Below are 14,374 nucleotides of genomic sequence, written 5' to 3'. Positions count from 1 at the left end.
CTGTGGACGATAGCACGAAGAAGAAGGCGGAGAAGGTCGTATCCTCTCTTACGCTCGAGGAGAAGGTGCACCTCGGTATCGGTGCAGACTTCTGGCGCACGCAGGCCATCCCTGAAAAGGGCCTTCCTGCCCTCACGGTGAGCGATGGCCCTTCCGGCCTTCGCTACCAGAAGCCGGGCACCGATGCGAAAGGAATGACGAAATCGGAGCCGGCGACCTGCTTCCCGTCGCTTGCCACGGCGGCAGCAACCTGGGACAGGGAGCTTGTGGCAAAGATGGGCACAGCAATCGGTGCCGAGGCACGCTCGCTTGGTGTCGGCGTCGTCCTCGGTCCGGGACTCAACATCAAGAGAAGTCCACTCTGCGGCAGGAATTTCGAGTACTTCTCTGAGGATCCGTATCTCACGGGCACCTTGGCAAGCGAGTACGTGAAGGGCGTGCAGTCGACAGGCTCCGGCTCGTGCGTGAAGCACTTTGCCGTGAACTCCCAGGAGTACAAGCGGTTCTCGAATGACTGCCTCATCGACGAAAGGACGCTGCGTGAGATCTATCTCAGGGCGTTCGAGATGGTCGTGCGTGATGCCAGGCCTGAAATGATCATGAGCGCCTACGTGATGCTCAATGGCATCTACTGCTCGGATAACAGGCATCTTCTGTGCGAGATCCTGCGCGACGAGTGGGGTTTCGAAGGTGCCATCACGACAGACTGGGGCGGCATGCACGACAGGGCCGCCGCGTACAAGGCGACGTGCGACCTTGCGATGCCGGGCGCCGGCAAGCACCTCGAGAAGCAGGCGCTCGATGCAGTACACGCGGGCACGCTCGGCGAGGCCGACATCACGGCCTGCGCGGAGAGGATTGCAGCGCTTGCGATTGAGCATGCTGAGGCAGGCAGCACATCTGTGGACATTGCCGGCAACCGTGCTGTTGCCTTGAAGGTTGCAGAGGAAGGACAGGTGCTCCTTGCAAATGACGGAGTGCTGCCGCTTGCAAAGGATGCAAAGGTCGCCCTCATCGGCGCCCTTGCAAAGACGCCGCACTACCAGGGTGGCGGCTCGAGCCACATCAATGCTCGCAAGGTCGAGACGCTTGCTGGCCTGAGGTCTGACTGGACCTATGCTGCCGGCTACGATCCGAAGAACGGCTCGACGACGCCGACACTCGTGGACGAGGCAGTTGCAGCAGCACGTGCAGCCGAGGTTGCAGTTGTCGTTGTGGGGCTTCCTGAGACGATCGAGTCCGAGGGCTATGACCGGAAGGACATGGAGCTTCCTTCTAGCATGGACGAGCTCGTGCGTGCGGTTGCCGCGGCAGCCAAGCATACGGTCGTCGTCGTGCAGAGCGGATCTGCCGTCGAGCTTCCCTGGGAGAAGGAAGTATCTGCCGTGCTCTGGGCAGGCCTTGGCGGAGAAGCGGGAGCAAAGGCAACCGTGCATGTGCTCGAAGGTGACACAGACGCTTCCGGCAGGCTCACGGAGACCTGGCCTTTCCATGCAGGCGATGTGCCATGCATGGGCTGGTGGGGAGAGCCACACCGCCAGGCGCAGTACCGCGAGGGCACGTTCGTGGGCTACCGCTACTACGAGACGGCCAAGGTGCCGGTTGCGCATCACTTCGGCGAAGGCCTTTCCTATACGATATTTGAGATGAAAGACCTCGCCGTCCACGGCATGACAGCTACGCTTTCCGTCACGAACACAGGCAAGCGCACCGGTGTTGTCGTGCCCCAGATCTATATCACGGCACCCAAGGATGGGCTTCCCGAACCTGTGCTTGCACTCGCTGGCTTTGCGCGCGTCGAGCTTACGCCCAAAGAGACGAAGCAGGTCGAGATTGCGCTCGATCCTGCTGCCTTCCGCGTCTGGAGGGACGGCTGGCAGGAGCTCGGTGGCACCTACACCGTGCATGCAGGATTCTCTGCGCACGACCTTCCGCTTGCCTGCACGATCGAGCACGAGGGAAAGGCTGTGAAGAGCTTGGCTGATGCACGTCTTGCGGACACCTGGTATGAGAAGCCGGAAGGGAAGCCGGCACTTGCAGACTTCGAGGCACTCTACGGAAAGCCGGTCCCCAAGGAAACACACCATGTAAAGGGCACTTACGACGAGACGGACTCGCTCATCGAGATGGCAAAGACCTCGAAGGTCGCACGATTCATGATGGACCAGATCGTCGGTGCAATCGAGAAGGGCTACGACGATCCAAGCGACCCCCAGTGCCGCATGTCGATACAGTCGAGCGCAGGATGTGCGCTCTTCAGCCTCGTGAACTGTGCAGGAGGAGCGATGCCGGCTTGGCTGGCGCAGAGCCTGCTCAACATCGTGAATGGCCATGCGCCTTGGCACAAGGCATAGAGATCCAAAGACAGAAAGATTGCGTGGAGAGAGATGCTTGTGGGCGTCTCCCTCTTTCTCTGTGCGGATGACTCCCGAAGAGATGCGCAAGCAGCGGATACAAGGGGGAATGGTTGTTTCTGCCGAGATGAGATGAAGGAGAAGCCCGTGGAATTCTCGCTCACCCCTATGGAAGGAATGGAATAACAGGACATGTTTTCCGCGAGGTCCATGCCTCCTGCTTCGGCAAGCTCGACAGATACTGTCTTCCCTTCATCGCACCGGCACACCTGGGCAAGCCCTTCACCGAGAAGACGCTGAAGGCGCTCAGGAAGCTGGACGACCTTCTTGTCATCCCTCAGCTGCTGACGAAGAATGCCGACGGTTTCGTCTGGCCTGCAGGGCTTCTGGCCGAGCTTGGCTACAGTGAAGTCAACCTCAATGTGGGCTGTCCTTCCGGAACGGTTGTTGCAAAAGGTAAAGAAGCAGGGCTTTTGCGCGATGCGGAGGAACTCGAGCGCTTCCTTCAGGATATCTGTACAAGGTCGCCTCTGCCGGTCTCGGTCAAGACCCGCTTGGGACTCACTGATGTCTCGGAGTATGAGAGACTCCTCGACATCTTCTGCCGCTGCCCTCTGAAGGAGCTCATTGTCCATCCCCGAGTGAGGACGGAGCTCTACAAAGGGACACCGCATTTTGCATGCTATGGAGAGACGCTCGAGGAGATGCCTTTTCCTGTGGCATATAGTGGAGACATCTTCTCTCCGGCTGATCTCGGTGCCTTGGTCCAGGGCTATCCTGCGACGACGCATGTCCTTCTAGGCTGTGGCATTCTGGCAAATCCTGTACTTGGCCGTATGCTCAAGGGCGGTCCTGCTGCCACAGCCGATGAGATCAGGAAGTTTCATGAGAGGCCGCTCGAGGGGTACGTGGAGAAGATGGGCGGAAATACTCTCTTCCGCATTAAGGTGTAGTGGTCCCTATGCGCGGTTTGCTTTCAAGGACCTACAGAAGGTATGGCGGATCGAAGGTCCGCGAGCCTGATGAGTACAAGGCAGCTGTGGAACGCATCTTCCAGTAAGAAGAGCTCGCAGACCAAGCGGTGTATCACCCCTAAGAATGAAAGCTGAAGTTTGGCCGCCAGGGCATAGTCGAAGACTGCACTGGCAGCTAGACCCTGAAGTGGAACAGCAGCCAAACCCTAAAGTAGGGTACAATAGTCCCTGATGGGAGGCCAAATATGAGATACATGCCAAGGATAGCTGATGAAGAGCTCGCAAAGCGCTTCAACCGCTCTGGCGCACTTCTTGTGCGTGGTCCGAAGTGGTGCGGGAAGACCTCGACCTGTCAGTAGGTAGCAAAGAGCTCTCTCATGCTTCGCAATCCGGATGTGCTTGCTGCAAGTGCAGGTGCGCTCGAGATGCAGCCATCTCTCTCGCTGCGAGGAGACAAGCCGCGCCTGATTGATGAGTGGTAGGTCGCTCCTGTCCTCTGGGATACGGTAATCAATGTGGTGGATGTTGCGGGAGGCATTCTGGGCCAATACATCTTGACGGGTTCGGCAACTCCTTTCAGCCTCGATAACGAGGATGCTCCAAAGCATACGGGAACGGGCCGTATTGCGCGCATGGAAATGGACACCATGACTCTTGAGGAGTCCGGGGATTCTTCAAGGGACGTGAGCTTGGCGAAGCTTTTTGAGAGGAACGAGCATGTCACAGGAAGCTTGGATATCGATATCGAGGGCTATGCCGATCTCATCTGCAATGGTGGATGGACAGCCCCCATCTCATTCGGAAGGCCGGATCCGGGCGTTACAGAAGATTACATAGATACACTCTGCGAGATGGATGTCTCTCAGGCCGCAGACCAGGATCTTGATCCTTCGAGGGCACGGGCACTTCTGCGCTCGCTTGTACGCTGCAGCGCTCAGGAGGCATCACTCGCCACCCTCCTTGCAGACGTCTAAGACACTGGTCTCAAAATCAGCGAGCTGACACTCCGGGTCTATCTCAATGCTCTGCGCAGGCTCTATGTCATTACCGATATCGGAGCCTGGGCCCCCAACCTTCGTTCGAAGACCCCTCTTGCGCAAAGCGCGGGTCTGGCATCTGTGCGATCCGTCCCTTGCAGCAGCTTCATTGGGCTGCAATGCGCAGGGCCTGCTCAACGGTCTGAACACGATGAGCTATCCGTTCGAGACCTGCGCGTCTATGCACGTCCGCCGGGAGGAAGAATCTATCACTATCGAGACAAGAACGGCCTCGAAGCTGATGCTGTCATCCGGCTCCATGACGGGCGCTGGGCTGGCATAGAGGTGAAATTCGGAGGAAAGGATCGCATAGAAGAAGGTGTGGGCAATCTCCTGTCGCTTTTACGAGAAGGTAAATCACGAAAAGATGGGGGCACTGAGCTTCTTGATGGTACTCACCGGCGGAAAGTATGCCTATACGCGTCCCGATGGTGTGCATGTGGTTCCGTTCAGCTGCCTGGCGCATTGACCTAGAACCTTCATTTGCCAATATTATCGCTATAAAGCACCGGCCCGCCTCCTTTTGGAAACGGGCCGGCATAGTCTCAGGCTGCCTGGTTTGTGCTAGTGCACGAGCTGGATCTTCTCCATATCGTCGCGGTGGGTCTCGCGGTAGAGCACGAAGCGATGGCCGATGACTTGGACGACGGCGGAATGGGTCGGGCGGGAGAGGGCGATAGCTGCCCCGTGGGTGTCCATGCCGGCGCTTCCCTGGGCGGAGTACTTCACGAGCTCATGTGCTTCGAGTATATTGTCCATCTGGTGCACGACGGCGTCCGTGATGCCTACCTTACCGATACCGACGGTTGCCTCAAACCTGTTAGCGAGGCTGCGGGGCTGCCTGATCTGGCGGCCATTGAGTTCCGTGGAATCTTCTCTCTGGAAGGTGTTGGCAGAACGCTGAGTATCTGTTCTGCCTCATATCTTTGATGGGCCGGAGCTTGGGTCCGACAATCTGGTCCACCCGATGATACGGTATCGGACAACATGGGGAGACAAATACTCCTGCAATCCACGCGTTGTCCCCTGAGGGCAGGATTGCGGAAGCTTGTGTGTGCCTACTGCTGGTTCAGGATCTCTGCTGCCTCGCGGCCGGTCATATCGGGAGTGATGCCGAGAGCTGCAGCGGCGGAGGTCATGCCTGTGATCTTGTTCGCGAGGACCTCATCGAAGCTTGCGCCGGCAACACGCACGGCCACATCGTCAAGCTGCTCTGCCTTCTCGAGGCTCAGGTATCCGCACATGAGGAAGCCCTTCGCGCAGCGGATTACAAGGAGGGAAGCGTGGTTCTCTCCTGCAAGCGCCGGCACCATGGTGCCCTCTGCGCATCCATGGTCCAGCTTGATGAGCTCGGTCGTGGTCATTGCTCCTCCTCTGTTCTGGCTGCTCTGCAGCAAAGATCGGTCTGCTTCGATGATACGGCAGATGAGATAGGCATCCGCCTACTCGGCAGGACGTCCCTTGCGCTTCATCTTGATCGGCAATGCCGCCACGGCGTCAAGCGCTTCCTGGGCAGCAGCTTCTGCCTCGGTGATCTCTTCCTCGGTAAGTCCTGCAGCCTTGAAAGCTTCCTGGGCCGCTGCGGCATAGTCTCTCTTGTATTTCTTGTTGAGGGCATTCCAGTCGATATGCGCAAAGCGGGGCACAAGCGCATCTGCCAAGGGAAGCTTTCCCTGCTTCATGAGGACTGCAAGGACGGGGTAGCCGGCATAGCCCTGCCAGTAGCTTGCATTGTCGTCCGAGGAATAGACATCTCCGGACCAGCTGACTGTGTAGCGCTTGGTATCGTTCGAGGACGTGACCTCTGCCGTGTCCTCTTCCATCTCGACCCTGCTATCAGCCAGGGCGCTCCATGCTTCATAGATCTTCTGCAGAGGCGGCAGCTTCTCCATGGTCCTTCTTCCTTCGCCGGTTCTTCTTTTCCCACTATGATACTCATTCTCCGCACAGAAGGAGGGGAGACCCGGACGTGCCGGTACCTCTCCTGGGACGTGCTATGTGCTGGAAGCTACTTGCCGAGAACGGCCTTGCCTTCAGCGTCGGTTGCGACGATGGCTGCATAGAGCTCGTCGGGTGTGACATCGCCAGCGAGGTTGTGGATCGTTTCGCCGGGGACGCAGGCATGCTCTGCGATCGTGCGAATCTGGTCCTCGGTCGTGACGCCGAGCTCCTCAAGCGTCACCGGAAGGCCTACCTCGAGGCAGAAACTCTGGACATCCTCGAACTCTTTCTTCGTGGCGCCTTCGAGCGTGAGCTGGACCAGTGTGCCAAAGGCGACGCAGTTGCCATGTGGCACGCTGTGGCCGCCGAGCGCCGTCAGTCCGTTATAGAACGAGTGGGCTGCTGCGCAGTTTACGTTGTCTGCGCCGACGCCAGAAAGATAAACGTTTGCTTCAATGATCGCGTCGAGTGCCGGTGTGACCACATGGTGCTCGCAGGCAGTAAGGGCCTGCTTGCCGTAGTTTCTGAGTGTCTCGTAGCAGAGCTTTGCCAGTGCCATGCCGGCACGCGTGATGCCCGTGCCCTCGAGGCTCGGGGACTCGGTGCGGATGGAGGCGCGGCCTTCGAAGAACGTGCCGAGGGCATCACCCATACCAGCAACGAGGAAGCGCACGGGTGCATCGGCGATGACCTGGGAGTCGACCATCACTGCATCAGGGTTCTGGGGATAGAAGAGGTACTTGTCGAAGCTACCGTCGTCATTGTAAATGACAGAAAGACCGGTGCAGGGAGCATCGGTTGCTGCAACCGTCGGGATGATGACAACCTTCTTGTCGGTGTAGTAGGCAGTCGCCTTTGCCGTGTCGACGGCAGAGCCGCCGCCGCAGGCACAGACGGCGTCGGTCTTGTCCTCCTCGACGATCTTCTTCATCTTCGTGATCTCGCCCTTGCTCGAGGTGCCGCCGAAGATCTCGTAGCGGCGGTAGCTGCCATCGTCGCCGAAGCTCTGCTCGATCTTGTCGTGGCAGGCTTTGTAGCCGCTCTTCGAGCAGATGAAGAGCCAGCGGCTCCCCATGTAGCCCATCTCGTCCTTGAACTTCAGAAGCGCATCCTTGCCCTGGACATACTTCAGGGGCTCGCGCATGGCGCGAAGCAGTTTCATCGCGTTCTCCTCTCCAAGAGCTGCCTGCATCCGTACAGGCATTGCCGTCAACAGTACCCTTTTATGTCAGGAAATTGCTTATCCATTGCGGAAAGATACGAATATGTAAATCTAACAGTAAACAATTCTGTTGATAGAGCCACACGTCATGGAAAGCCCTCAAGCACAAGAATCTATCATGCGCTCAAGGACCATATTGCTCCTGGATCAGTGTTAGTTCATGATGGTGAAAATGCCCATAATCTTCTCATTGAGAAGCTCCATCTTCATAGCGAATCATACATTGCTAATGAGAAGGATAAGAACTATCTGGAGAATATGGCACTGATCAATAACATGTGTTCCTGGCTTAAGAGATACATCTATCGTTTCATCGGCATGAGAATGGACAACCTGCAGTCATATCTAAATTGGCTCGTGTATCTTTTCAGGGGGCAGATTGTCAAGCTGAGTGCACCATCTCCCTAAAGACCTCGTTGGCTGTCCTGTATTTCAGGACCTTCCTCGGCCTGTCACAGATCAGCTCCACCGTATGCTGCACCTCCTCGTTTGTGACCTTGCCGAAGTTGCTGCCCTTAGGGGAAGAACTTGCGCAGGAGCCCGTTGGTATTCTTAACTGTCGGCTTTTGCCATAGATGGTGGGGGTCGCAAAAGTAGAACTGCACGCCTCAAAGGGCATCTGTGAGCCCTGTATGCCCTGCGAACTGCTTGCCCCTATCCGGAAGTGAGCGTCTTAAGGGGACGTCCCTACAGCAGCCCGACCTCGGCCTTAGAGACGCTTCCGCTGTCGTGCTGGCTCTCTTCGCGGCAAGCAGCCTCACTGCCCTGTCGGCAAGCACGAGCAGGCACACGGGCCCGGCTGCCACGAGCGTGTCGTCTGCCCACTCGATGAGGCGAGACCTCTCATCGGCCTGCTTGGGCCTCTCCTCCACGGTGGGTAAGATCTCGATCTTGCCCCTCATCTTAGGTCTCTTGCTGCGCAGGTGGCGCCACACCTGGCCTTGCGGGCCGGATCCCGGCAGCTCGAGCGTGGCGGCTAAGGACCTCACGATAGATAGTCGGCAGGCTCAACGGTGCACCTGCCGCCACCCTCGAGCCTGAGATGTCGTCTATCTGCTCCAGGGACCAGTGTCTGTCCATGATGAGTAAGCGCACCTTCTGCGTAAGCGCAGGGTCTGAAAAGCCGCCTTTTCGCCCTGCATCTCCTGCGGCGCTCATCCGCCCTCCTTTTGGGCAGCACATGCCCTAAAGCGGCCGTGGCGGCCATTCCTCTTGAGCTTGTGGCAGACGCTGAAGCTGTCCTTGCCAATCTCTGCCGCGATATAGGCGATTAGCCTTCCCTTGTGCCACACAGTACGGCTATGCAGTTCCTCTCCTGTAGGCTTGAGATGCTTGTAGTGGCACATTCCTTTTAGCTTTCGACGTTGATTGAGACAACCAACATCGTAGCCTTCCGGAGTGTGCCACGCTTGCATCCAGCGGGTCATTGTGTTGCACTTAGAATGCTAATCCACCGAACCTATTCTCGCTCTCGAGCTCGTGTATACGCCTGTTCACTGCGTCGAGCTGCTTGTGCACCTCGGTCCTTGCCTGGGTCACCCTTCCGGTCTTGCTGTGCTTGATGATCCAGTCGTTTAAGGTCTTGTCGTTGATCCTTAAGCTTCGCGGCGCATCCTCTGATGCTCTTCTTAGGGTTGGCCTTACGTGCCTTCCTGTAGTACTCGATGGCCTCAAGGCAATACTTCCTCAGTGTAGTGCCTGGGTGTTTCCGGCTTCGTGCGGGACTTTGCCTTCTCTATCTCGCTTGCGCTTAGCGACATCTCATCTCTTCAATCTGCTGGTGTTGGTAGGTGGGTATCTAAACAGAGCATATCTGTTGCCAGTCTCTGAATCCCACTGTCCACCAAAAGATTACAGCTCAGGCTGGTGGTAGGGGCCGGGGAGGAAGGCCTGCTACCGCCCGGCGGTCGAGGAGCTCGAGAAGCGGACGTCCGCGCTCGTCGCCATCGCGCGCGATCAGTGCGGGCTCATGAAGGCGAAATAGGAGATGTGGGGCGTTCGCGAATTTACACACGAATTCGGACTTGACCCAGACATTGGCTAAGCACTTCAGGCAGACGGTCTTAGCGGAAAAGCTTGCAGAAGACTCTGCACAGATCTTCTCCTGCGCTCATCTTGCAAACGGCCTCGCCGTAAGCGTGCTTCTGCACGACAGAGAGGGACGCTGCCTTCTGGCAGAGCGCTCAGGTGCTGTGGCCCTGGCCCCGAAGACGTACTCCGTCTCCGTGACAGGCGCGCTCGACGAGCAAGACCTCAAGGTAAAAGATCCCGTCCGTTCCTGCACGAGCCAGGAATGCACAGAGGAGCTCAGCATCACGCTTCCCGAAGAGTCCTTCCAGCTCTCTGGCATCTTCATCGGTGAGCGCAAGCTCCAGCCCAGCGCCCTGCTTTTGGCAGCGCTCCCCTCCTTCGAAGACATCATGGCAAACTTCGAGACAAGGCGCTTCATCTCTACCCGTACAGACGAGCTTTCCCGCTATGCGCTGCTTCCCATGAGCGAGGCCGCACACTTCCAGCTTGGCCTCTTTGAGAGGGCTCAGTCCCCGTCCTCGACAAGGAGCGGCACGAAGCAGTAGCGGCAGCAGTCGACAAGGCCCCGGTCCGTGAGCCTGAGCTCCGGTATGCAGGCGAGCGACAACAGCCCCATTGTCATGAATGGGCTTGGCATCGTGCAGCCCATCTTTTTCCAGGCAGCCTCTATGCCGGCAACGTCGTGCGCGACCTTCTCGATGGGTGAGGTGGACATGATACCGAAAAGCGGCAGGGCGACCTTGCCCAGAATCTTTCCGTCCTGGACGGCGACCTCGCCTCCGCCCGATGCAATGAGATCGCGTGCCGCGATGGCCATGTCCTCATCCGAGTCTCCGACGACAAGCAGGTTGTGTGCGTCGTGCGCGACGGTCTGGGCCAGCGCGCCGTGGATACCGAAGCCCCTCGCGAAGGCACAGGCGTGCTGGCCTCCCTCGTGATGGCGGTCGAAGACGAAGGCCTTGAGGACATCCTGCGCAGGATCGGCGAGAAGCGCGCCGTCGCGTACCGGCACTTCGAGATGCTCTTCCTTCGTGAGTGTGGATCCTGCCGAGGATGCGATGACACGGACGTAGGCCTTCCCATCAGGCAGGACGGAGCCATCTTTTTTCAGGGCAGGGATCTTGAACGTATCAGCTGAGATCTCGTCCGTGATATGCATCGTATGCAGGAACTTTGCGGGCCACGCGTACGGGTCAGGTGCAAAGAGCGCCTGTCCGTCTCTTGCCACAAGCTCGCCGTCAATAAAAACAAGGCGGGCGCAGAAGTCCTTGAGGTCGTCAAGCACGACGATGTCGGCGCACTTGCCTGGCGTGACCGAGCCCAGGTCCTGTGCAAGGTCGAAGCACTGCGCCACATTGATCGTGACCATCTGGATCGCAGAGATAGGATCGATTCCGAAGGCGACTGCTTTCTTGAGAATCCGGTCGATATGTCCTTCGGATACGAGCGTCTCGGGATGGGAGTCATCCGTCACGAGATTCACGAAGCGTGTATCGATCTCGTTGTCCGTCACGGCATGCGCAAGCTCTTTGAGATTCTGCCAGGCAGAGCCTTCCCTGAGCTGCGCGTATTGGCCGCACCTGAGCTTCGCAAGCGCCTCTTCGCGCGTGACCGACTCATGGCAGCAGGAGACACCGGAGGCGATATAGGCCTCAAGGCCACGGTCGGTGTCTCCCATCGTGTAGTGGCCCGTGGCAGTCTTTCCCGCCTTCAAGGTCTCTTCGATCTCGGCAAGCGGACCATCTGCACAGGAGAGCACACCCGGGTCATTCATCATCTCGCCGAGGCCGCAGATCTCGTCCCGCTTCATTGCTTCGTGGATGTCCGCTGCATCGATCGTGGCACCCGTATCCTCGAAGCCAGGAACAGCCGGCACACAGGAGCCAGGCGTCACATAGCACTTCAAAGGCACACGCTCAGCATCCTTCATAAGGACATCGAGCGCTTCTATCCCCGCGACATTCATTGCCTCATGTGGGTCCCACATGATCGCGGAGGTGCCGTGCGGCACGACGGCACAGGCATACTCGGCAGGTCCTACCATCGCGGACTCCACATGGATGTGGCCATCCATGAAGGCAGGGGCGACATAGGCACCGGCAAGGTCGAAGACCTCCGTCTTCTCGCCGATGCAGTGCTCTGCTGTATGTCCTTCTATGCCAATATAGGCGACGCGTCCTGCCGCAATCGCGATATCGGCATCTTCCAGAAGCTCATGCGTCGTCACGCTCACAAGCGTGACGTGTCGAAGGACGATATCGGCAGGCTCCTGCCCCTGCGCCACCCGGATCAGCGTTTTGTGGCACTCCCAGAGCGGATGCTTCGAGAAATTATTCAGCATGGTAGGACCCCTTTCCGGTATGGCACTTCTCACCAGTCTATCGTCCCGGCCAAAAGCTTCAAAGGGCTGGCACGCAGACGGTGCCCAGATACGGAGGAAGGCATGCAGGAGAAGCTCCCGCATGCCTTCCGAAACAATCTCCTCTGTTCTGCCTACCAGGACAGAAGTTCGTAGCTATCCTCTGTCACGACCTCTGTCACGACCAGCTGCACTTCCCACCATGGCTTCACGGTAGCAAGGCCTGCCTTAACCGACTCGTGGCAGACTTTGACGAGACGCTTGCGCTCGGGCGAGACATCGCCGATGCATGACCTGTATCATTTTTTCGGACAGTGCGGCTCGAGGAATTATGAGGCTCCTCTTAACTGCAAGACAAGCCGACCGAAAGGACTACAGGTAACAAACAATCCCGCTACCAAATACAGCGATGAGTAGCGCCTGAAAACAGCTGAGTGTGCTATCTTCACCGGCAAGCCGATAGCCCACCTTACCACCGAGTTAGGGCTTGAGTCCCAAAACACAGATCCGCTGGGTAGAAGAGCACAGAGATAGACTATCAGCTGCTTAGCGCAGCGAGGCTAAAGAGGAAAAGCTCAAAAGCCTTATGCCAAGCGCAGCAGAGAGCTTGAGATGGAACATGCCTTCTTAAAGGCAGTCGTAAGCCTTCTTCGCAAAGGATCTAAGCGCAATAGATTGTTACAAGCAGGTGCTTGAAGAGAAGGAAAACTTCCCGATCAAGATATAGGCTTTAATCCTTAAGGTATTGCGCTCAAGCTTTTATTCATGGGTGTTTCGCAGGAGCACCACAGAAATAGGTGAGGTGAGCTTACAGAGGCTATCTGGCGGGTGTGGGTGGACTCTGACAGAGGTTTTGGGGCTAGGTTCACACCACTGCTATCTAGCTGATGAGTTTTCCAACACTACCCTCTACAGGGTAAGAAGATACATGCGCGAGCTTAAGAATAAAGGTTCAATCCTAAAAGCTGTGGGCGAATGCCAGCGGCATAGCGCCCCCAGAGACAGAAGAGCGGCCATCCTCTAGAATCTTGGCATCGCAACATGTAGACTCCGAACAAGGATGGAGTGCGATGACAAGTGTAGCATCGCCGGCAGCCCAGCTGCCCGCCATTTCCCATGCCGATGAGATGTGTGCTCCCGGCTTCATCCAGATCCCCTCTCATCTCGAAGGCTTCGTGCATATGGGAAAGCCTAAGGAGAGCGTGCGCACCAAGGAGTTCGGCACCTCGGCCAGACGATGCAGCAGGCCGGTGCAGATCCTCACGGTCCCAGGCAGGCTGGCTGCAAGGGAAGCCCCCTCATGCCCCTGCTGCGGAAAGGCCATGGAGGGCAACGGGCAGGTCCCCATTGCGCTTCGGCACCTCCCTTTGGGCATGGAGAGGGCAAGGGTCGAGGTCTTGCGGCCAAGATGGGCATGCAGGGAATGCGGGACTTCCAGCATCGAGGATGTTCCCTTCAGGGCGCCAGGGCAGCGCATCACGCTGCCACTCCTGACATTCGTGTGTGACCTGCTTGCCCTGGGCCAGACACTCAAGGCGGTATCGCTCATGGCCGGCCTTAACAGGAACGTCGTGAAAAAGATCGACAGGGCAAGGCTCTCTGCGCTCTACACGGAAGGCGAAGGCAGCAGGCTGAAGCTCAGGAAGCCCAAGCGCCAGGCCCACTACCTGGGCGCAGACGAGTTCAAGCTGCACAATGCCCGCCGCTGGGCCACCGTGATCATCGACCTTAAGACCGGTCACGTGCTCTGGCTCGCCTATACGAAGAGGAAGCAGGTCGTGTATGACTTCTGCGACTTCGTGGGCAGCGAGTGGATGTTGTATGTGGAGGCAATCGCCTGCGACATGAACGCCGACTTCGAGCGCGCCTTCCTTAAGCGCCATCCGCATCTGGACATCGTCTACGAGTACTTCCACCTCATCAAGAACTTCAACGAGAAGGTCATCTGTAAGGTCAGGAAGGATAAGCAGGCAAGGCTTAAGGAGGAGGGAGACAGCGAGGCTGCAAGGTCCCTCAAGCGCTCCACATACATCCTTAAGTCCTGTGCGGACACCAGCAAGAGGAAGGAGCGCGATGCACGGGCCGGCAAGGTGGTATCAAGGGGAAGCGCCCTCTTCGGCAAGCAGGAGGTCCTGCAGAAGGGAGGAGCCAGGAAGCGCTGCGAGGACCTCATATCCCAAAACGAGCTGCCCTTTGCCTGCGACATCGCGGGTGAGATGCTCAGCCGGGCGTATGCCTACCGGCAGGAGAAGCACATGCGCGATGCCATGGAGAGGATAGTCGAGGTCTGCCGCGGCACGAAAGACAGGCACTTCGAGTGGTTCGCCAGGCTCGTGGAGAGCCACATGGACGGCATCGTGGCCCATGCACGCCACCATATCAGCAGCGGCAAGGTCGAAGGCACGAACCAGATGATCAAGACGCTCAGGAGGGCAGGTTAGGGATACCCTAACGAC

General features: G+C 57.8%; 15 protein-coding genes and 1 pseudogene. 7 read left to right on the top strand and 9 right to left on the bottom strand.

The features are described from left to right. Nucleotides 1-2 precede the first annotated feature (2 nt). The 5 genes from J4859_RS13630 to J4859_RS17955 all read left to right on the top strand — a co-directional run bounded on the left by J4859_RS13630 (nucleotide 3) and on the right by J4859_RS17955 (nucleotide 4,839). Nucleotides 3-2,354: a glycoside hydrolase family 3 protein gene (locus J4859_RS13630; protein WP_212330564.1), complete on the top strand. Its 2,352-nt coding sequence runs from the start codon at nucleotides 3-5 to the stop codon at nucleotides 2,352-2,354. A 152-nt stretch (nucleotides 2,355-2,506) separates the two neighbouring features. Then, entirely contained in the window at nucleotides 2,507-3,307 is an 801-nt protein-coding gene (locus J4859_RS13625; protein WP_371812265.1) for a tRNA-dihydrouridine synthase, read from the top strand. Nucleotides 3,308-3,960: 653 nt separating this feature from the next. Next, nucleotides 3,961-4,302: a hypothetical protein gene (locus J4859_RS13620; RefSeq protein WP_212330562.1), complete on the top strand. Its 342-nt coding sequence runs from the start codon at nucleotides 3,961-3,963 to the stop codon at nucleotides 4,300-4,302. 118 nt (nucleotides 4,303-4,420) lie between these two features. Beyond that, a complete protein-coding gene (locus J4859_RS16475; RefSeq protein WP_249113657.1) occupies nucleotides 4,421-4,648 on the top strand; it encodes a hypothetical protein in 228 nt (75 codons plus the stop codon). Further along, the gene (locus tag J4859_RS17955; protein ID WP_371812263.1) at nucleotides 4,570-4,839 is read left to right on the top strand and encodes a hypothetical protein; all 270 of its coding nucleotides are present in this window, start codon (nucleotides 4,570-4,572) and stop codon (nucleotides 4,837-4,839) included. Before J4859_RS16475 ends, J4859_RS17955 begins: the two co-directional genes overlap by 79 nt. Before the next feature lie 90 nt (nucleotides 4,840-4,929). On the opposite strand, the pseudogene J4859_RS13610 reads toward J4859_RS17955, so the two are convergent. The 8 genes and pseudogenes from J4859_RS13610 to J4859_RS13575 all read right to left on the bottom strand — a co-directional run. After that, a pseudogene (locus J4859_RS13610) lies at nucleotides 4,930-5,214 on the bottom strand (YhbY family RNA-binding protein); the annotation flags it as partial. 209 nt (nucleotides 5,215-5,423) lie between these two features. Continuing rightward, the gene (locus tag J4859_RS13605; protein WP_212330558.1) at nucleotides 5,424-5,729 is read right to left on the bottom strand and encodes a DUF1805 domain-containing protein; all 306 of its coding nucleotides are present in this window, start codon (nucleotides 5,727-5,729) and stop codon (nucleotides 5,424-5,426) included. 78 nt (nucleotides 5,730-5,807) lie between these two features. Further along, nucleotides 5,808-6,257, bottom strand: coding sequence for a hypothetical protein (locus J4859_RS13600; protein ID WP_212330556.1), 450 nt, complete (start codon nucleotides 6,255-6,257; stop codon nucleotides 5,808-5,810). A 116-nt stretch (nucleotides 6,258-6,373) separates the two neighbouring features. Then, nucleotides 6,374-7,468 carry a glycerol dehydrogenase gene (locus tag J4859_RS13595; RefSeq protein WP_212330555.1) on the bottom strand — a complete coding sequence of 365 codons (1,095 nt, stop codon included), beginning with the start codon at nucleotides 7,466-7,468 and terminating at the stop codon, nucleotides 6,374-6,376. Nucleotides 7,469-8,136: 668 nt separating this feature from the next. Next, nucleotides 8,137-8,430, bottom strand: coding sequence for a hypothetical protein (locus J4859_RS13590; RefSeq protein ID WP_212330554.1), 294 nt, complete (start codon nucleotides 8,428-8,430; stop codon nucleotides 8,137-8,139). A gap of 1 nt (nucleotide 8,431) precedes the next feature. Then, nucleotides 8,432-8,608, bottom strand: a complete 177-nt coding sequence (locus J4859_RS13585; RefSeq protein ID WP_212330553.1) for a hypothetical protein — start codon at nucleotides 8,606-8,608, stop codon at nucleotides 8,432-8,434. 74 nt (nucleotides 8,609-8,682) lie between these two features. Further along, complete coding sequence (locus J4859_RS13580; protein WP_212330552.1) at nucleotides 8,683-8,874, bottom strand: hypothetical protein; 192 nt, start codon at nucleotides 8,872-8,874, stop codon at nucleotides 8,683-8,685. Between the two features lie 91 nt (nucleotides 8,875-8,965). Next, nucleotides 8,966-9,202, bottom strand: a complete 237-nt coding sequence (locus J4859_RS13575) for a hypothetical protein (RefSeq protein ID WP_212330551.1) — start codon at nucleotides 9,200-9,202, stop codon at nucleotides 8,966-8,968. Nucleotides 9,203-9,564: 362 nt separating this feature from the next. Between J4859_RS13575 and J4859_RS13570 the strand changes: the two genes are divergently transcribed. After that, on the top strand, nucleotides 9,565-10,104 hold the full coding sequence (locus J4859_RS13570) for a hypothetical protein (protein WP_212330550.1): 540 nt from the start codon (nucleotides 9,565-9,567) through the stop codon (nucleotides 10,102-10,104). Here J4859_RS13570 and J4859_RS13565 read toward each other — a convergent pair. Further along, nucleotides 10,065-11,900, bottom strand: a complete 1,836-nt coding sequence (locus tag J4859_RS13565) for an adenine deaminase (protein ID WP_212330549.1) — start codon at nucleotides 11,898-11,900, stop codon at nucleotides 10,065-10,067. The two genes, J4859_RS13570 and J4859_RS13565, sit on opposite strands and share 40 nt — an antisense overlap. Before the next feature lie 1,088 nt (nucleotides 11,901-12,988). Between J4859_RS13565 and J4859_RS13560 the strand changes: the two genes are divergently transcribed. Continuing rightward, nucleotides 12,989-14,359 (top strand): transposase, encoded by a 1,371-nt coding sequence (locus J4859_RS13560; protein ID WP_212330548.1) that lies wholly within the window; start codon nucleotides 12,989-12,991, stop codon nucleotides 14,357-14,359. Nucleotides 14,360-14,374: the final 15 nt, after the last annotated feature.

The sequence above is a fragment of the Atopobium sp. oral taxon 416 genome (assembly GCF_018128285.1).
GTDB lineage: Bacteria > Actinomycetota > Coriobacteriia > Coriobacteriales > Atopobiaceae > Olsenella_L.
The sequence above is the reverse complement of the archived record's forward strand: the minus strand, read 5'-3'. Positions and strand labels throughout refer to the sequence as shown.

What these genes read in the sequence shown, in the direction of transcription:
- J4859_RS13620 (WP_212330562.1), top strand. Translation starts at nt 3,961, where the DNA reads ATGGAAATGGACACCATGACTCTTGAGGAGTCCGGGGATTCTTCAAGG.
- J4859_RS13605 (WP_212330558.1), bottom strand. Translation starts at nt 5,729, where the DNA reads ATGACCACGACCGAGCTCATCAAGCTGGACCATGGATGCGCAGAGGGC.
- J4859_RS13600 (WP_212330556.1), bottom strand. Translation starts at nt 6,257, where the DNA reads ATGGAGAAGCTGCCGCCTCTGCAGAAGATCTATGAAGCATGGAGCGCC.
- J4859_RS13595 (WP_212330555.1), bottom strand. Translation starts at nt 7,468, where the DNA reads ATGAAACTGCTTCGCGCCATGCGCGAGCCCCTGAAGTATGTCCAGGGC.
- J4859_RS13590 (WP_212330554.1), bottom strand. Translation starts at nt 8,430, where the DNA reads ATGAGGGGCAAGATCGAGATCTTACCCACCGTGGAGGAGAGGCCCAAG.
- J4859_RS13585 (WP_212330553.1), bottom strand. Translation starts at nt 8,608, where the DNA reads ATGGACAGACACTGGTCCCTGGAGCAGATAGACGACATCTCAGGCTCG.
- J4859_RS13580 (WP_212330552.1), bottom strand. Translation starts at nt 8,874, where the DNA reads ATGTGCCACTACAAGCATCTCAAGCCTACAGGAGAGGAACTGCATAGC.
- J4859_RS13565 (WP_212330549.1), bottom strand. Translation starts at nt 11,900, where the DNA reads ATGCTGAATAATTTCTCGAAGCATCCGCTCTGGGAGTGCCACAAAACG.
- J4859_RS13560 (WP_212330548.1), top strand. Translation starts at nt 12,989, where the DNA reads ATGACAAGTGTAGCATCGCCGGCAGCCCAGCTGCCCGCCATTTCCCAT.